Annotated in this window: 22 protein-coding genes and 2 pseudogenes; 11 read left to right on the top strand and 13 right to left on the bottom strand. The window is 23.4% G+C overall.

Translation table 4 applies throughout. The features are described from left to right. Positions 1–139: 139 nt before the first annotated feature. The 5 genes from rimM (at position 140) to AAHM78_RS10620 (ending at position 3,274) form a co-directional block, all read left to right on the top strand. Positions 140–655: a ribosome maturation factor RimM gene (gene rimM / locus AAHM78_RS10640; RefSeq protein ID WP_252319423.1), complete on the top strand. Its 516-nt coding sequence runs from the start codon at positions 140–142 to the stop codon at positions 653–655. Continuing rightward, entirely contained in the window at positions 648–1,409 is a 762-nt protein-coding gene (trmD, locus tag AAHM78_RS10635; protein WP_342253142.1) for a tRNA (guanosine(37)-N1)-methyltransferase TrmD, read from the top strand. Before rimM ends, trmD begins: the two co-directional genes overlap by 8 nt. A 3-nt stretch (positions 1,410–1,412) precedes the next feature. Then, positions 1,413–1,778 (top strand): 50S ribosomal protein L19, encoded by a 366-nt coding sequence (gene rplS, locus AAHM78_RS10630; protein WP_252319419.1) that lies wholly within the window; start codon positions 1,413–1,415, stop codon positions 1,776–1,778. 85 nt (positions 1,779–1,863) lie between these two features. Further along, positions 1,864–2,766, top strand: a complete 903-nt coding sequence (gene ylqF, locus AAHM78_RS10625; RefSeq protein ID WP_342253141.1) for a ribosome biogenesis GTPase YlqF — start codon at positions 1,864–1,866, stop codon at positions 2,764–2,766. Next, positions 2,756–3,274: a ribonuclease HII gene (locus AAHM78_RS10620; RefSeq protein ID WP_342253140.1), complete on the top strand. Its 519-nt coding sequence runs from the start codon at positions 2,756–2,758 to the stop codon at positions 3,272–3,274. Before ylqF ends, AAHM78_RS10620 begins: the two co-directional genes overlap by 11 nt. Positions 3,275–3,309: 35 nt before the next feature. Here AAHM78_RS10620 and AAHM78_RS10615 read toward each other — a convergent pair whose 3' ends face one another. The 3 genes from AAHM78_RS10615 to AAHM78_RS10605 all read right to left on the bottom strand — a co-directional run bounded on the left by AAHM78_RS10615 (position 3,310) and on the right by AAHM78_RS10605 (position 4,834). Beyond that, complete coding sequence (locus tag AAHM78_RS10615) at positions 3,310–4,014, bottom strand: IS1595 family transposase (protein ID WP_342253139.1); 705 nt, start codon at positions 4,012–4,014, stop codon at positions 3,310–3,312. 2 nt (positions 4,015–4,016) lie between these two features. After that, on the bottom strand, positions 4,017–4,226 hold the full coding sequence (locus tag AAHM78_RS10610) for a transposase family protein (protein WP_342252825.1): 210 nt from the start codon (positions 4,224–4,226) through the stop codon (positions 4,017–4,019). 215 nt (positions 4,227–4,441) lie between these two features. Then, entirely contained in the window at positions 4,442–4,834 is a 393-nt protein-coding gene (locus AAHM78_RS10605) for a transposase family protein (RefSeq protein ID WP_342253138.1), read from the bottom strand. Positions 4,835–4,890: 56 nt separating this feature from the next. Between AAHM78_RS10605 and AAHM78_RS10600 the strand changes: the two genes are divergently transcribed. Together AAHM78_RS10600 and AAHM78_RS17085 are read left to right on the top strand one after the other, a co-directional pair. Continuing rightward, complete coding sequence (locus tag AAHM78_RS10600; RefSeq protein WP_342253137.1) at positions 4,891–5,082, top strand: hypothetical protein; 192 nt, start codon at positions 4,891–4,893, stop codon at positions 5,080–5,082. An 83-nt stretch (positions 5,083–5,165) separates the two neighbouring features. After that, a pseudogene (locus AAHM78_RS17085) lies at positions 5,166–5,288 on the top strand (IS30 family transposase); the annotation flags it as partial. A gap of 423 nt (positions 5,289–5,711) precedes the next feature. Here AAHM78_RS17085 and AAHM78_RS10595 read toward each other — a convergent pair. The 3 genes from AAHM78_RS10595 to gap form a co-directional block, all read right to left on the bottom strand. After that, entirely contained in the window at positions 5,712–6,368 is a 657-nt protein-coding gene (locus AAHM78_RS10595) for a hypothetical protein (RefSeq protein ID WP_342253136.1), read from the bottom strand. 9 nt (positions 6,369–6,377) lie between these two features. Then, positions 6,378–7,568, bottom strand: a complete 1,191-nt coding sequence (locus AAHM78_RS10590; RefSeq protein WP_342253135.1) for a phosphoglycerate kinase — start codon at positions 7,566–7,568, stop codon at positions 6,378–6,380. A gap of 126 nt (positions 7,569–7,694) precedes the next feature. Next, a complete protein-coding gene (gap, locus tag AAHM78_RS10585) occupies positions 7,695–8,702 on the bottom strand; it encodes a type I glyceraldehyde-3-phosphate dehydrogenase (protein ID WP_342253134.1) in 1,008 nt (335 codons plus the stop codon). A 266-nt stretch (positions 8,703–8,968) separates the two neighbouring features. Here gap and AAHM78_RS10580 point away from each other — a divergent pair, with 266 nt between their 5' ends. From AAHM78_RS10580 to AAHM78_RS10570, 3 genes are all read left to right on the top strand, one after another. Next, positions 8,969–9,361 (top strand): transposase family protein, encoded by a 393-nt coding sequence (locus tag AAHM78_RS10580; protein ID WP_342253133.1) that lies wholly within the window; start codon positions 8,969–8,971, stop codon positions 9,359–9,361. A 50-nt stretch (positions 9,362–9,411) separates the two neighbouring features. Next, positions 9,412–9,786, top strand: a complete 375-nt coding sequence (locus tag AAHM78_RS10575) for a transposase family protein (protein WP_342254611.1) — start codon at positions 9,412–9,414, stop codon at positions 9,784–9,786. A gap of 82 nt (positions 9,787–9,868) precedes the next feature. Further along, the gene (locus AAHM78_RS10570; RefSeq protein ID WP_342253132.1) at positions 9,869–10,411 is read left to right on the top strand and encodes a hypothetical protein; all 543 of its coding nucleotides are present in this window, start codon (positions 9,869–9,871) and stop codon (positions 10,409–10,411) included. Between the two features lie 13 nt (positions 10,412–10,424). Here the strand turns inward: AAHM78_RS10570 and AAHM78_RS17080 are convergent, their stop codons facing one another. From AAHM78_RS17080 to AAHM78_RS17070, 3 genes are read right to left on the bottom strand one after another with little or no spacing between them, the layout of a single operon-like run. Further along, entirely contained in the window at positions 10,425–10,790 is a 366-nt protein-coding gene (locus AAHM78_RS17080; RefSeq protein ID WP_342254958.1) for a transposase family protein, read from the bottom strand. 59 nt (positions 10,791–10,849) lie between these two features. Continuing rightward, entirely contained in the window at positions 10,850–11,083 is a 234-nt protein-coding gene (locus AAHM78_RS17075) for a transposase family protein (RefSeq protein WP_342253991.1), read from the bottom strand. Positions 11,084–11,100: 17 nt separating this feature from the next. Then, on the bottom strand, positions 11,101–11,241 hold the full coding sequence (locus tag AAHM78_RS17070; protein ID WP_342252928.1) for a hypothetical protein: 141 nt from the start codon (positions 11,239–11,241) through the stop codon (positions 11,101–11,103). A gap of 75 nt (positions 11,242–11,316) precedes the next feature. On the opposite strand from AAHM78_RS17070, the pseudogene AAHM78_RS10560 reads away from it, so the two are divergent. Continuing rightward, positions 11,317–11,466: pseudogene (locus tag AAHM78_RS10560) on the top strand (transposase); the annotation flags it as partial. A gap of 13 nt (positions 11,467–11,479) precedes the next feature. On the opposite strand, the gene AAHM78_RS10555 reads toward AAHM78_RS10560, so the two are convergent. The 4 genes from AAHM78_RS10555 to polA form a co-directional block, all read right to left on the bottom strand. After that, positions 11,480–12,400 (bottom strand): ATP-binding protein, encoded by a 921-nt coding sequence (locus AAHM78_RS10555; RefSeq protein ID WP_342253131.1) that lies wholly within the window; start codon positions 12,398–12,400, stop codon positions 11,480–11,482. A 45-nt stretch (positions 12,401–12,445) separates the two neighbouring features. Continuing rightward, positions 12,446–13,570, bottom strand: a complete 1,125-nt coding sequence (locus tag AAHM78_RS10550) for a DnaD domain protein (protein WP_342253130.1) — start codon at positions 13,568–13,570, stop codon at positions 12,446–12,448. 167 nt (positions 13,571–13,737) lie between these two features. After that, positions 13,738–14,568, bottom strand: a complete 831-nt coding sequence (gene mutM, locus AAHM78_RS10545; protein ID WP_252319020.1) for a DNA-formamidopyrimidine glycosylase — start codon at positions 14,566–14,568, stop codon at positions 13,738–13,740. 67 nt (positions 14,569–14,635) lie between these two features. Further along, complete coding sequence (gene polA, locus AAHM78_RS10540) at positions 14,636–17,260, bottom strand: DNA polymerase I (RefSeq protein WP_342253129.1); 2,625 nt, start codon at positions 17,258–17,260, stop codon at positions 14,636–14,638. Positions 17,261–17,363: the final 103 nt, after the last annotated feature.

The following is a 17,363-nucleotide window of genomic DNA, read 5'->3' as shown; positions in this document are numbered from 1 at the left end:
TATTAATGGTACCAAAATCATTAATATCAGTATTGATTGGTAAAAAAAGGAAATACTATTCGTGCATTATCAACAATTATTGAAAGCAAAGCATATTTAGAAAACAATACTATTAAATTAGTAATTAATGAGTTTTAAGATGAAATATTTAGAATTAGGTACTATTGTTAATACTCATGGTCTTATTGGTGAAGTTAAGGTTTTATGTAATTATTATGGTAATAAATTTTCATGAAAAGAAAAAACAACAGTTTATTTAGAAGAAACTAAACAACTAACACCTTTAATTATTTCAAGAGTAAGAAATCATAAGCAGTTTTTATTATTAACATTTGAAAATTATAATACTATTGAGTTAGTAGAAGGTATGAAAAATAAAAATTTAGTTATTAATACTGAAGAAATAATTAATGACAACTTACCTTGATTTTATGAAGATATTCTAAATTATGAAGCATTTGATGCTAATAATAATGCTTTTTTAGGAAAAGTTATTGCTTTCTTAGATAATAATCATCAAGGTTTATGAGAAATAAAAATGACTAATAAAAAAACCTTTTTTATTCCTAATAATAAAGTATTTATTAATAAAATTAATAAAGAAGAACAAAAAGTTTATTTTAATATTATTGAAGGATTAATTAATAATGACTAAAAACCAATTCACAATTATAACTTTATTTCCCAACGCTTTTAATGATTTTATGCAAACATCAATCATCAAACGAGCTATTACTAAAAAACAAATTAGTATTGATATTATTGATATTAGAAGTTTTGCTAATAATAAACACCAACAAGTTGATGATGCTCCTTATGGTGGTGGCGATGGTATGGTTTTACAAGCAATGCCAGTAATTGATGCTATTAATAGCGTAAAACTTAAATTTCCTGAGGCTAAAACAATTTTACTTAGTCCACAAGGTCAACAATGAAATCAACAATTAGCTTATAAATATAGTCAAAAAAATATTAATTATATTTTAGTTTGTGGTCATTACGAAGGTATTGATGAACGCATTATGTCTTATATTGATGAAGAGATTTCAATTGGTGATTATGTATTAACTGGTGGTGAATTACCAGCAATGGTTATTATTGATTGTATTACTAGGTTAATTCCTAATGTTATTCAACATCAATCTCATCTTAATGATTCTTTTAATAACTCGTTATTGGATTATCCAACATATACAAGACCAGAAGAAGTACTAGGTATGAAAGTTCCAGAAGTTTTAATTGGTGGTCACCATGAAAAGATAGCAGAATATCGTCATCAACAAGCATTAATTAATACTTATAAAAAAAGAATTGATTTATTTAAAAAATATCAATTATCTGCGAAAGATAAAATAATAATTGAAGAATATAAATCTTCACTTAAAAAAAATAAAAGAAAGGAGAAATAAAACATGCAAAATGCAATTATTAAATTAGTTAGCGAAAGTCAACTAAATCATAATCTTCCTAATTTTAAATCCGGAGATACAATCCAGGTTTTTTCTAAAATTAAAGAAGAAAAAAAAGAACGTATTCAAATGTTTGAAGGAGTAGTTATTGCTCGCAAAGGTTCAGGAATTACGCAAAATGTTATTGTTCGTAAAACTGTTGGTGGTAAAGGTGTCGAAAAAACATTTGCTTTACATTCACCATTAATTGATAAAATTAATGTTATTCGTAAGGGTAAAGTAAGAAGAGCACGTATTTTCTACTTACGTAAATTAAGCGGTAAAGCTGCTAGAATTAAAGAAATTAAAACAGTAAAACCCGTTAAATAATAATTAAACCATCGTTATTAAAATCAATGGTGGTTTTCTAAATTGATATAAAATAATAATAAAATGTATTAAAGGAGTTAAAAAAATGTCTAATGAAAGTACCCATAATCAAATTCATTGATTCCCTGGTCATATGATGAAAGCCATTAAAGCAATTGAAACTAAGTTACCAATTATTGATGTTGCAATTGAAGTTTTAGATGCACGAGCACCATTAGCAACAAAAAGTACTTTATTAGATCGTTTATTAGAGAAAAAAATAAGAATTATTGTTCTTAACAAAGTTGATTTAGCAGATGATAATTTTACTAAAGAATGAGTTACTTTTTTTGAAAATCAAGGTTTTTCTGTTTTATTGGCAAAATCATTAACTACAAAAATGAAACCGCAGTTGTTAAATTTAATTACTAAATTAATGGAACAGCAAATGGAAAAAGAATTGGCAAAAGGTATTGTTAATCCAAAAATTAAGGTATTAATTATGGGATTACCAAATACGGGTAAATCAACATTTATTAATAATTTATTGCAACGTAAAGTAACACAAACTGCTAATATACCTGGTGTTACTAGAGGTCAACAATGAATTAAATTAAATCCAACGATTGATTTGTTAGATAGTCCTGGTATTTTACCACCAAAAATAAATGATCAAAAAGTAGTAATGATTTTAGCTTTAATTAAAGCAATTCCTGTTAAACATTTATTTTTAGAAGAAATGGCTAATTTTGCTTTAACCTTTTTACTTGAGAATTATTATGAAAGATTAGTAAAATATTATAATATTAATTTTGAAATTAAAAATATTAATGATGAAACATTATTTCTTTATTTTAAGAAATTAGCACAAAAATATCATTTAAAATTGGCTAATGATGAAGATAATACTCATCGTGCCATGAATTTATTTATTAATGATTTACAAGTAGGGAAACTAGGATTAATTTCATTTGAAATACCACCTAAGATTTTAAAACATGAAAAGTAGTTTACGATACGAAATTGATAATTATTCATCAGGAACATTAATTGCTGGTTTTGATGAAGTGGGAAGGGGAGCTATTGCAGGACCAATTGTTGTTGCAAGCGTTATTCTTAAACCAAACTTTAATCATCCTTTAATTAAAGATTCAAAACAATTATCAGCAAAACAACGAATAGCAATGTATCAAATTATAATTGATAATGCACTAACAGTTGCTGTTAGTATTAAAAGTCATCAATTTGTTAATATTCACAATCCTAAGCAGACTAGTATTTTAGGAATGATAGAAGCATTTAATAAATTAAAAATAGTACCTGATGTGTGTTTAGTTGATTTTGAAAAACCGCAATTTCCTAATTTTCTAGGAAAAGTTGAAGCAATAGTTAAAGGTGATCAAAAATCACTTAATATTGCTAGCGCTTCGATTATTGCTAAAGTAGTAAGAGATAAAATTATTTTAATTTTCAAAAAAACTCTTGATGAAATAAAAAAAATCATCAACCTGGCCTAAAATTTGATTTTATTTAATTTTGGGATTTATTTTTTTTACAAACTGAAATATAATGCTTCAGATTTTGCATAAGGTGATATTTTATAATGTTGGTATTTAAATTTTCATAAATTGAGGTAATTTTGAATATTGGTAAATCCAATGCCATGATAATGAGTAATAAATTCTTTTAAACTTGATTGTATTTTACTGATATTACTTAAATTTTTATAATTTAATTCTTTATTTTCTGTTGATTTAAATTTCTTGAGAGTACATTTTGTTTGTTTAGCTACTGTATCATATAGTATTTGCATATCACAAACTATAATTGATTTTTCTTCGATAAGCTTAGATGTTAAATTTTCTTGTACTCATTTTTTTGTTAATCTTTTAGTATTTGTTGTTTGAGCATAAATATTTTTATTTTCATCAATTGCCATTTCAATACAACAGTTTAAATCTTTAGCATTTTCTTCAATTCATTTTTTTCTTGGATCATCTGGATTTTTGAAATTTCCTTTATGAATTTCTTTGATAAAAGTTTCATCAATTTCAATTCTACCTTTTAATTTTGTGAATGGTTTTTGTGTTTTTGCTAATTGTGATGATTTCATAAATTTTTGACGATTAAATCATGCTGATGTTTTTGAAATTTTAGCAAATTGAGAAATAGTATAAGCAAATTGACCTAACAATGACAATCAAATTATTCAATCTCATTGTTCATGAGATAAATGACTTCAATAGACTTGGTGCAAAACTAAGGTAATTCAAAATTATATATTCCTGCTATTAAATTAAATCTTAATGCAAATCTTCGTATTTTATTGCGATATTTTAAACTTAAAATTTTAAAACGTTTTAGTTTAGCAAATACGTGTTCAATTTTAATTCTAATTTTACTTAAAGTTTTATTGTATTCTTTTTGAATTGGTGTTAATTGATTGTATTTACTTTTTTTAAATGGCAAAAATGTATTTTTATGAATATTTTGTATACCTTAATAACCTGAATCAACAAAAACTTGTTTTTCTGGATGAATAAAAGTTTTAGATTTTAGAAGCAATTTAAAATAATGAATGCTTCCAAAACAAAAAGCAGTTGAAATAATTTTTCCATTGGAAATATCAATAATTATTTGGGATTTGAGAGAATGATGTTTCTTTTTACCTGAAAAAATTCATTTTAGTTTTTTTTAATTCTTTCAATTGGATTTTCAGTAGCATCAATAGCTAACAAATTATTATTAGTACCTTTATTTTTTGTTAAATCTTTTTTTCCAGGTAAATTAAAAATTCCGCTTTTTGTTAAAATATTTTCAATTCAAAAAATATTACGAATGCAACTAGTATGACTAATATTATATCTTTTTGCAATAACTCTATAACTACTATAGTCTTTTCAATATTCTAAAGTCATTAATAAACGCTCTTCAATTACAATTTTATTTTTTCTACCACCATAATATTTTTGTTTAGACTCAGCAATTTTTAAAATTTCAAGCATTTTATAAAATGTTTGTGGCTTTATGCCGACTAAACTATAAAATTCTTGATCATCTTTATATTTTTTCAACATAATAACTATCACCTTTAATATTAATAATAATCGTTAAATTGTTAAAATTAAAGGTTTTGCACCAAGTCTATTATAAAAATTTAAGTAATATCAGTAAAATACAATCAAGTTTAAAAGAATTTATTACTCATTATCATGGCATTGGATTTACCAATATTCAAAATTACCTCAATTTATGAAAATTTAAATACCAACATTATAAAATATCACCTTATGCAAAATCTGAAGCATTATATTTCAGTTTGTAAAAAAAATAAATCCCAAAATTAAATAAAATCAAATTTTAGGCCGGGTTGATGATTTTTTTTATTTCATCAAGAGTTTTTTTTGAAAATTAAAAGATCTATCTTCATATAAACAAAAAGATTTAAATTTTATAGCATTTCAAATTAATTCTACACCCAGAAAATCGCTCTCTTATAAAAGACCAATAGATTTAATACAATTATTTTAAAAAACTGTCCCATTTATATTTACAACTCAGGTTTAAATAAAAAACTTGGATTAAAATATTTCATTTTAACACCCCTTTCAAAATAATAATTAATAAAAATATATCTAAAATTATGTATTTATTTTAACATTTTTTTATTTTTCTTAGGATATTTGCTTTTATAATGCTTTGATAATAATAAACATGGTATATAATTTAAAGCAAGATTACTATACTTTTGTAAATTAAATTTAAATGTATATTATAGTTTTATCGCTATAATTACTAGGTTTATTTTTGGTTTGTATTTTAGATAATAGAAATTTATTTAATAATCATTTATTAATAAAAATTAAGTTTAAATTTAATTAAAAATAATAAAAAAAGTATCAATTTTTACCACAAGTGTAAATTTGATACTTAATTAAAATAATTTTATTTTATTTAAAACATTAAATCAGAAAATGGAAAACAAGATTTAAATAGGGTAATATATTTAATAGTTTTTTGTTCACTATAATTTAATTCTGTATTTAATGTCATTAATTGTTTACGAAATTTTTCATAAAACATTGTTCAAAATAATCAACGCATAGTAATAATAAGTAAGCTAAGGAAAATAAAAATTGCTAAGATTTCCTTGTTAATATTATTATTTTGAACTGGAATGTAATATAATAAAGCACAAATAATAGTAATAATAACACCATTTATAAAAAATAAATTAATAATTGGTAGAGCTAAATTACTTCATTTTTGAGAATTATTTTTTCACTTAATAACAAGTACACTACTTAAAGTTTGATATTTATTTCAAGTAGTAGTTTCATTAAAATCACGACTTTTTAATTTTAAAGTATTTTTTTTAAAATTATAGTTAAGATATTTAAAAGTAAATTTACTTTTAACTATTTGACAATTAATATTTTCATTGGATAATGCTTGTTGATAGCTAGGTTTTAATTTAGTATCATTTTTTTTACTTTTTAAAATAATAATTAATCAAAAAATAAATTGGAAGAATTGAAATATTAAAACCATCGTAATTAAAAATAAACTAATAAGAATAAAAACACTTGTTGTTTGATCTTGAGTAATCATATATTTTCACTATTTATTTTCTATAGCATTAATACCAGGTAAATCCTTACCTTCTAGATATTCTAATGAAGCACCTCCACCAGTTGAAATATGGCTAAATTTATTTTCATATCCAAATTTAACTGCTGCTGCTGCACTATCACCACCACCAATTAGTGTAAATGCACCTTTTAATTGTGAAATAGTTTTACAAATATTTTTGGTTCCATTAACAAAGTTACTCATTTCAAAAACTCCTAATGGTCCATTTCAAAAAACAGTTTTAGCATTAATTAAAGTATTTTCAAATAATTTAATTGTTTTTGGACCAATATCCATTCCTTCATATCCATCATCAATGTTTTCATTATTAGTAATTTTACCTTTGATATCCTTAAATTCCGGAGCAATTACAAAGTCAATAGGTAGTATTAATTTTTCTTTTCCTAATTCAATAATTTCTTTAGCGATATCAATTTTATCTTTTTCTAATAATGAATCACCAATTTTATAATTCAATGCTTTCATAAAAGTATAAGCCATACCGCCACCAACAAGAACTTTATCAGCTTTTGTTAATAATTGTTTGATAACATCAATTTTATCTGATACTTTAGCACCACCAAGTACTGCTATAAAAGGATGTTCTGGATTAACGGTGATTTTATTAAGCATCGTTAATTCTTTTTCAATTAATAAACCAACACAACTATTTTTGATATTAGTAGCAATACCAACGTTAGATGCATGAGCACGGTGTGCAGTACCAAAAGCATCATTAACAAATACATCACCTAAATTTGCTCAATATTTACCTAATTCAGGATTATTAGTAGATTCTTTATTACCATTTAAATCTTCAAAACGAGTATTTTCTATTAAAAGTAATTCTTTGTTTTTAAGATTATTAATAGTTGTTTCAAGATTTGTACCACGAGTTTCATTAATGAATATTACATTTTCTTTTAAGATTTCACTTAGTCTTTTTGCAACGGGCGCTAAAGTATTCTTCTCTTTATCAGCTTCAGATTTAATTCTTCCAAGATGTGATAACAGGATTATTTTTGCATCTTGATTTTGTAAATACTTAATAGTTTCGATGCTTGCTTTTATTCTTGTATCATCGGTAATTTTACCATTTTCTAATGGTACATTGAAGTCAAAACGAACAATAACTTTTTTATTTTTAAAATCAAGATCCTTTAATGTTTTTTTATTCATATAATTTTCATCTCCTTTTTTCATATTATAATTTTAATATATTTTTAAAGCTATTAATAAAAATGCATCTTGTAATTGGTAAGATGCATTTTTGTAGTTTAATATTTTAATTAAACTATTTAAAAATTATTTTAGCTTTGCTAAGTGTATTACTGTTCTTACTAATTGCGATACATATGACATTTCATTATCATATCAAGCAAAAACTTTAACAATTTGTTTGCCTTCAACTTCAATAACTTTTGTTAATGTTGCATCAAAAATTGAACCAAAACTTGAACCAATAATATCAGTTGAAACAATTGGATCTTCATTATAAGCAAATGATTCGCTACTATGTTTTTTCATTGCTGCATTAACTTGTTCAACAGTAACATTTTTCTTTAATTCAATTGTTAAATCAACAATTGAACCAGTAATAATCGGAACACGCATTGCTGAACCATCTAGTTTTCCTTTAACAGAAGGGATAACTAAACCAATAGCTGCAGCAGCACCTGTAGCTGCAGGAACAATATTAGACATAGCACTACGTCCTCTTCTAAAATCTGAATGTTCTAAGTCTAGTAAACGTTGGTCATTAGTTGCAGCATGAACTGTTGTCATTCATCCCTTAATAATTCCAAATTCTGATTCTAGAGCATGAACAACAGGAGCAAGACAATTAGTAGTACATGAAGCACCAGAAATAATATTATCAGTACTTTTTAGAATATCATGGTTAACATTATAAACAATAGTTTTTAAGTCTCCTTTAGCGGGTGCTGAAATCACAACTTTTTTAGCTCCAGCATCAATATGTGCTTGTGCTAATTCTTTTGTTGTAAAACGTCCAGTTGCTTCAATTACGATATCAACATCATTGGATTTTCATGGTAATGCTTTTGGGTCTTTTTCTTGACAAACTTTAATTATTTTACCATCAACATTAATAGTATTTTTTGATTTGTCTGCTTTGATTTTTCCATGTTTTCAAGTTCTATGTGCTGAATCATATTGTAATAGATATGCTAGAGCTTCTACATTTCCTAAATCATTGATAGCAACAATATCAATTTCTTTTTTGTCAAATAATTGACGAAAGGCAAGGCGGCCAATGCGCCCAAATCCATTAATTGCAATTTTAATTGCCATTATTAAGTCACTCCTTTTATGTGTTTGTTTTTTATATTGATTAATGACTAGGTATATTATAAACAAATATTGTTAATATTTGTCATAAAATATGGATTTATTTATAAAACATTTATTTTATTAGTAAATTATTTCCTTTATTTTAATTATAGTTTTCATTATTTTATTTTTTTATGAAATTTATATTGGTATATATTAGACTTGGTGCAAAACCTTTAATTTTAACAATTTAACGATTATTATTAATATTAAAGGTGATAGTTATTATGTTGAAAAAATATAAAGATGATCAAGAATTTTATAGTTTAGTCGGCATAAAGCCACAAACATTTTATAAAATGCTTGAAATTTTAAAAATTGCTGAGTCTAAACAAAAATATTATGGTGGTAGAAAAAATAAAATTGTAATTGAAGAGCGTTTATTAATGACTTTAGAATATTGAAAAGACTATAGTAGTTATAGAGTTATTGCAAAAAGATATAATATTAGTCATACTAGTTGCATTCGTAATATTTTTGGAATTGAAAATATTTTAATAAAAAGCGGAATTTTTAATTTACCTGGAAAAAAAGATTTAACAAAAAATAAAGGTACTAATAATAATTTGTTAGCTATTGATGCTACTGAAACTCCAATTGAAAGAATTAAAAAAAACTAAAATTACTTTTTTCAGGTAAAAAGAAACATCATTCTCTCAAATCCCAAATAATTATTGATATTTCCAATGGAAAAATTATTTCAACTGCTTTTTGTTTTGGAAGCATTCATGATTTTAAATTGCTTCTAAAATCTAAAACTTTTATTCATCCAGAAAAACAAGTTTTTGTTGATTCAGGTTATCAAGGTATACAAAATATTCATAAAAATACATTTTTGCCATTTAAAAAAAGTAAATACAATCAATTAACACCAATTCAAAAAGAATACAATAAAACTTTAAGTAAAATTAGAATTAAAATTGAACACGTATTTGCTAAACTAAAACGTTTTAAAATTTTAAGTTTAAAATATCGCAATAAAATACGAAGATTTGCATTAAGATTTAATTTAATAGCAGGAATATATAATTTTGAATTACCTTAGTTTTGCACCAAGTCTATTATATTTATTATTGTAAAAATTGTATTAAAAATTAATCAAATTTTTTAAAAAGGTGGTGAATATTATGTTAGGTAGATTTTTTAGAAAAGATAAAAGTAATATTAGTGATAATCAAAATGAAAAAGTAAAATTTTTAACTAATAAAAATAAAAGTACTCATGCTTCAATTTTAAATTATTTTGGTTTTAATGATTTTAATCATGAAACTTATTTCACTGATTTTGTAGCAGAAAATAATGCTAATTTATATAATTCTCCATTAGACATTAATAATGAAACTATTAAACAATATTTAATTAAACAAGAGTTTTATAGAAAAAATTGAAATTCTATTTTTAAATTAAGTAAATTAGGAATTAGTGGTTATTTAATTTTTATTGCTAATGATGACTTATATTTTCAAGTAGTAGATATACAACAAAGAGTTTATGATATTACTGGTAAATTAATTCAATGTACTATTTTTTATGATAGTTATCAACAAAATGCACAAACGGTAAGATTATTTGAAATTTATACATTAAATAATGAACAAGTAACTATTAATCGTGCAATTTATAGTATTAATGATAATAAAAAACAATTTACATTATCTTTTAAAGAATAGACTTGGTGCAAAACTAAGGTAATTCAAAATTATATATTCCTGCTATTAAATTAAATCTTAATGCAAATCTTCGTATTTTATTGCGATATTTTAAACTTAAAATTTTAAAACGTTTTAGTTTAGCAAATACGTGTTCAATTTTAATTCTAATTTTACTTAAAGTTTTATTGTATTCTTTTTGAATTGGTGTTAATTGATTGTATTTACTTTTTTTAAATGGCAAAAATGTATTTTTATGAATATTTTGTATACCTTGATAACCTGAATCAACAAAAACTTGTTTTTCTGGATGAATAAAAGTTTTAGATTTTAGAAGCAATTTAAAATCATGAATGCTTCCAAAACAAAAAGCAGTTGAAATAATTTTTCCATTGGAAATATCAATAATTATTTGGGATTTGAGAGAATGATGTTTCTTTTTACCTGAAAAAAGTAATTTTAGTTTTTTTTAATTCTTTCAATTGGAGTTTCAGTAGCATCAATAGCTAACAAATTATTATTAGTACCTTTATTTTTTGTTAAATCTTTTTTTCCAGGTAAATTAAAAATTCCGCTTTTTATTAAAATATTTTCAATTCAAAAAATATTACGAATGCAACTAGTATGACTAATATTATATCTTTTTGCAATAACTCTATAACCACTATAGTCTTTTCAATATTCTAAAGTCATTAATAAACGCTCTTCAATTACAATTTTATTTTTTCTACCACCATAATATTTTGTTTAGACTCAGCAATTTTTAAAATTTCAAGCATTTTATAAAATGTTTGTGTCTTTATGCCGACTAAACTATAAAATTCTTGATCATCTTTATATTTTTTCAACATAATAACTATCACCTTTAATATTAATAATAATCGTTAAATTGTTAAAATTAAAGGTTTTGCACCAAGTCTAATAAAACTTTAAGTAAAATTAGAATTAAAATTGAACACGTATTTGCTAAACTAAAACGTTTTAAAATTTTAAGTTTAAAATATCGCAATAAAATACGAAGATTTGCATTAAGATTTAATTTAATAGCAGGAATATATAATTTTGAATTACCTTAGTTTTGCACCAAGTCTATTCTATTTTATTATTAATATTGTCAATATTATTATTATTTTCAATGGTAGTTTGTGATTCTTCAATAGTTAATTCAATTGGTATAGTTAAAGTTTGAATACGTTCTAATAAACGTTTAACTTTAATTTCTTCTGATTTACTATTTTTTAAATAATAATGTTGATATAGTTCACTAATACTATAGTTAGAATTAATAAATGTAGTTTTTAATGGTAAAATTCGTGCATTAAGAATACTAAATAATAATTCATCACGCTCTCAAGCGCTAACGGTTTCACCGCCTAAATCATCAATAAATAATAAGTCACATGATTTTAATTGTTCAATTTGCTGATTAGTATCAGTATCATTTTTAAAACTTTTTTTAATGTCCATAACAAATTCAGGTCATACAATAAAACAAACAGTTTGATTTTTTTGAATTAATTTATTTGCAAATAAGATAAAAATAAAAGTTTTGCCACTACCTGTGTCACCATATAAGTATAAACCTTGATAACTTTTGTGTTTTAAAGATTGATGTAAATACTGGATGATTTCTTTTCTTGCATTAGTTGAGGCATTAAAATTTTTACTTCATGAAAGTGATAAAAGTTTATCATCATAGTATTTAATTAAAAAATTATTATGTACTTGTTGTTGGACAGATCTATTAATAGAATGAAGACAATCCGTTAGTACTAAACTTATTTTTTGATTAGGTAACATTACTAGTTTATAACGATATCCTTTAACATTTTGTAGACATTTGCTAAGATTCTCTCGTTTTTTACATAAATTGTAGCTATCAATATAAGTTTTTAATAAATCAACATATGGTTCTAGTTTGCTGTTAGTTAAGTTGTTTTTTTTAATAAAGTCATGAAGTTCAGCATTGTTAATGTTTTCTTTTAAGATAGTTGTCGCTTTAAGTTTCATGATAATCATTTCCTTACTTAATAATAATGTTTTTTAATAATTAAATTAATGGGCATCAAATTCCTTTAAAATATTATTTATTTCTTCTTGAGTTAATTTTATATCTTTTTTAATATTATCAACCTTATATTTTTTAATTAATTTTTTATTGAAATTATTTGTTGTTGATTGTTCTGTAGTAGATCATAATGATTCTTGTTGAAATTGTTGCTGTGGATTTTTTTTGCTACGAGCATAAGCAAGTTTTAAATGAGATAAAGCATCATCAATACTATTAATTTTATTTTCTTGAAAGGTTTCAGCAATTTTAATAATATAGTTTGGTTCTAAACGTTTATTATTTTTAAATCAAACATATTCAATTAAGCAGTTAATTACAGCATTATTTAATTGAAAGTTATTAGTTAATATTTCTAATGTTGTTTTTAATTTATCAGTTGGTATTTTACCAGTTAAATTTTTTAAATATTCTTCAGGTAATTTTTGTTGCATTAAATTTAATGTGGTATTAATAACATCAGAATTATCTTTAGATATAATTGTATTACCATTAGAATTTAAATTAACTTTCATAGTGTTAATTTGGTTTTTATTTTGAAATGAATAAATTGGTCTAGAAATTGATGTTTGTTCTTGTTTAGCATAAATATTATTAAGTGCTGTTTTTAATTTTAAAGATTGAGGGATAGTATTTTCCTGTTGAGTAATATTAACATAATTTTCTGTAATTTCAATATCATTTTTCAAAAAATAAAATTTTTGTCTTTCGTAATTTAAAGTTCCTAATTGTTTAAGTAGTTCTGAGTTTAAATGGGTATTAGCAAAAAAATCATCAGCAGATAAGGGAGAACACAATTGATAAATGTAAGTAGATTTTAAAGAATAGTAGTAAGTATTAATAAGGTTAACAGATTCAAGTTGTTGGAAAGCAACAAGTAATTGAGTGGAAGTTATTTTTAATAAAGATTTAATTCGTCCATGATTGAAATCAAGATTAATACGTTTTGTTAATAACTTTTCTTGAACTAAAGTTAAATATAAATTTATTGCTTCAATACCAATTATTGGTTGATATAACATAAATAAAATTTGGTAATCTTCGTTACTAATATATTCTGATTGGTTCAACTTAAAAATATCAATATCATTTATTGTTCTGTTCATATTCATTCCCTAACTTTCTTTTTACTATCCATTTCTTTCATGGTATGATAATTATATGCACATAAAGAATATAAATAAAGTGAAATGATTAAAACACATACTTATCCACATTTATTCCACTTTTTTTTATTAAAAATATTCTTTATTAATAAATACTTTTGAGTTTTCCACAGTTAATATTTAATTTGACAGTGATTACAAAAGTAAGTTCCGCGAAGGTTTATTTTTATTTTTTTGATAATAGTATGGCATTTAAAACAAGGCATTTTTGCTCTAGTATGAACTTGTAATTCTTGTTGATAGTAACCTGTTACACCAAGGCTTGAAGTATAACTACTAATTGTTGATCCACCAAGTTTTATTGATTTATCAAGCACAAATCTTGCTTTATTAATGATTTCTTGTAATTGTTTAAGTGTTAAATTTTTAGTAATACTTTGCGGATGAATACTAGCATAAAATAATACTTCATCTGCATAAATATTTCCTAAACCACTCATAACATTTTGTTCTAATAATGTTGCTTTAATACTTTGACTTTTATTTTTTCATTTATTTTTTAAATATTCAGCAGTAACATTTTTATTAAAAGGTTCTGGACCAATATTAATATAAGGTTTTATGTTTTGATATTCATTTTTAGTTTGCAAATGAAAGGTTCCAAACTGTCTTGTGTCATGATATCTTAATTCGTATTTATTGTCTAATTCTAATATTAATAAGACATGTTTTCAATTTATTGATTGATTATTTTGTTGAAAATAATATTTTCCTTCCATTCGTAAATGACTTAATAATACATAATCATCTAATATAAATATTAATAATTTACCAACTCTTTGAACATCATTTATTGTTTGTCCAATAATTTGTTTTGTGAATTGTTCAATACTTGGTGTTTTGATAATTTTATTTAAAAGAATTCTAACACCAATAATTTTATGATTAGTTAAAAGTGGTTGTAAAGTTTTGCGAACAGTTTCAACTTCGGGTAATTCTGGCATTTTTATTTTCCTTCCAATAAAATATAATAAACTAATTTATTTTAAATATTAATAAATTTTTAAAAATTTATTTTAATTCAAATCAGTTATCACCAATACTAGTATTAATTAATAAGGGAACTTTTAATTTAGTAACATTAGACATAATTTTAGTAATTTTAGTAATAACATCATTAACTTTATTATCTTCAACTTCAAAAATTAATTCATCATGAATTTGTGCAATTAATATTGCATCAATATTTTGTTTTTTTATTTCTTCATAAATTTTATTCATTGCTAATTTTAAAATATCAGCAGCACTACCTTGAATTGGCATGTTCATTGCTATTCGTTTACCAAAATTTTGAATCACCTTATTTTTATTTGTAATTTCCATTACTTCTCTTCTACGATTAAAAATTGTTTGAACGTATCCATTTTTTTCACAAAAATCAATTATATTATTAATATAACTTTTAATTTTTGGAAAAACCGAAAAATATTTATTAATAAATATTTTAGCATCTTCAACTTTAATTCCTATTTGTTGTGATAAACCAAAACTAGAAATGCCATAAACAATGCCAAAATTAATAGCTTTTGCATTTTGTCTTTGTTCGTTAGTAACTTCTGCTAAAGGTATATTTAATATCTTACTTGCAGTTTCGCGATGAATATCATGCTTTTGTTGAAAAGCTTTAATTAAATTTTCATCTTCACTAATATGAGCTAATATTCTTAATTCAATTTGCGAATAATCACAGGATAGTATTTTAGTATGTGGTTTGCTTGGAATAAAGATTTTGCGAACTTCTCTTTGTTCTTTATCGCGAATACTAATATTTTGCATATTAGGATCTAATGAAGATAACCTGCCAGTACTGGTTTGTACTTGATTATAAATGCTATGAATTTTACCATCATCAAAAATATATTTTTGTAAACCAAGTAAGTAAGTGGAATATAATTTTTGTAATTTACGATATTCTAAAAGAATATCGATGATTGGATGTTGATTTTTTAAACTAATTAAAACTTCAAAAACAGTACTACCTTTTTTATAATTAGGTAATTTTAATTCTTTAAATAAGTATTCACTAATTTGTTTTGGTGAATTTGGATTTAAATTACTATTACTTTCTTTTTTAATTTGTAATTCTAAATCTTGGATTTTTAGTAAAGTTTTATCAGTTAGTAGTTTTAATTTTTTTTGATCAATGTTAACACCATTACACTCCATATTTACTAATACAAAAGCAGCAGGTAGTTCAATCTCTTGATATAAATTTCAGTTATTAGTATCTTTTAATTTTTTTATAAGAATGAGATGAGAATCTGTTAAAAAATTTAATTTTTTTTCTAAAAAAATAGCTATTTCTTTTTCATCATTGGGAATATTTTTTTTAATACCTTTGCCATAGAAATCATCAGCGCTTAAATTATCTTTAACATTGACATTGAGCATAACAGCAATGTTTTCTGGTAATATTTTTTCATTAGCATAAAGAAGGTAAGCAGCTAACATATGGTCAAAAATAATATTATTTATTATCAATTTTAAACGTAGTCCTGCGATAATAACCTTTTTTAAATCTCAAGTTATTTTTTGTAGTTTTTTATTTTGTAAGAAATGTTGAAAATTAGGACAATTAATTGCATTAATTTTATTAATATAAAATGTTCCTTGTTCATTTTTAATACCAAAACCAATAATATTATCACGATTATAATTATCACCAAAAATTTCTAATCATAAGTAATTTGAATCACAATTTCATTCTTGATTTCATTTATTTATAATTTGAACGTGAGATGTACTATTTTTATTAGTTTTAGGATTAGTGTCTTGTGTTAATAAAGAGTTCATATTATATTGTTTGTAAAAGTCTTGTAACTTTTCATTATTTAAATTTTCAACATTATAATTAAACGTTTCTAAATTACCAGTAATTGGTGTATTTAAATTAAGTTGTGCTAGTTGTTTACAAATAATACCATTATTAAAGTTAAGTTTAATTAGTTTACTAACATTTGGTTTTAATTGTTCTACATTTTCAATAATGTTTTCTAATGTGTCATATTCTTTTAATAAACTAATAGCGGTTTTTTGACCAATTCCTTTAATGCCGGGTAAATTATCAGAACTATCACCCATTAATCCCTTTAAATCGGTAACTTGATAAGGTAATAATTCATATTCTGATTGAAATGTAGAAATAGTAATAACCTTTAAATCACTCATCCCTTTTTGTGGATTAAGAATTTTAATATTGTTATCTAATAGTTGTAATAAATCTTTATCACTACTCATAATATCAATTTGATAATTACTAGCAATTTTATTTTTAACAATGCTGCCAATAATATCATCAGCTTCATAATTATTTATTTGTCCCCAAGGAATTTGTGCTAAGTCTAAAAAAATTTTAACTAAATTAAATTGTTCAATTAACTCAACCGGAGTTTCACTTCTTTTTCCTTTATATGTTGCTAAAGTTTCATGACGAAATGTTTTACGACCAGCATCAAATGCAACAAAAACACTAGCATAGTTGTTAGATTTTAAGTACTTAGTCAACATTCTAATAAAAGCATAGACGGCATTAGTTGGAATACCCTGTAGCGAATGTAGATTAACTCCTTGGTATGCAGTAGCATAATATGCTTTAAATAATAAATTGTTACCATCAATAATTAATGCTTTTTTCATTTATTCACCTAATTTCATAAAACTATTATAACAATAAGTAAGTATAACTTCATATAAAATTAAAAAATTAGCATATAAAAAAAACAAGATTTTTTTCTTGATA

Source organism: Spiroplasma endosymbiont of Zeiraphera isertana (assembly GCF_964030805.1).
GTDB lineage: Bacteria > Bacillota_I > Bacilli_A > Mycoplasmatales > VBWQ01 > Spiroplasma_E.
Note: the sequence above shows the minus strand (reverse complement) of the source record. Positions and strands in the feature narration are given on the sequence as shown.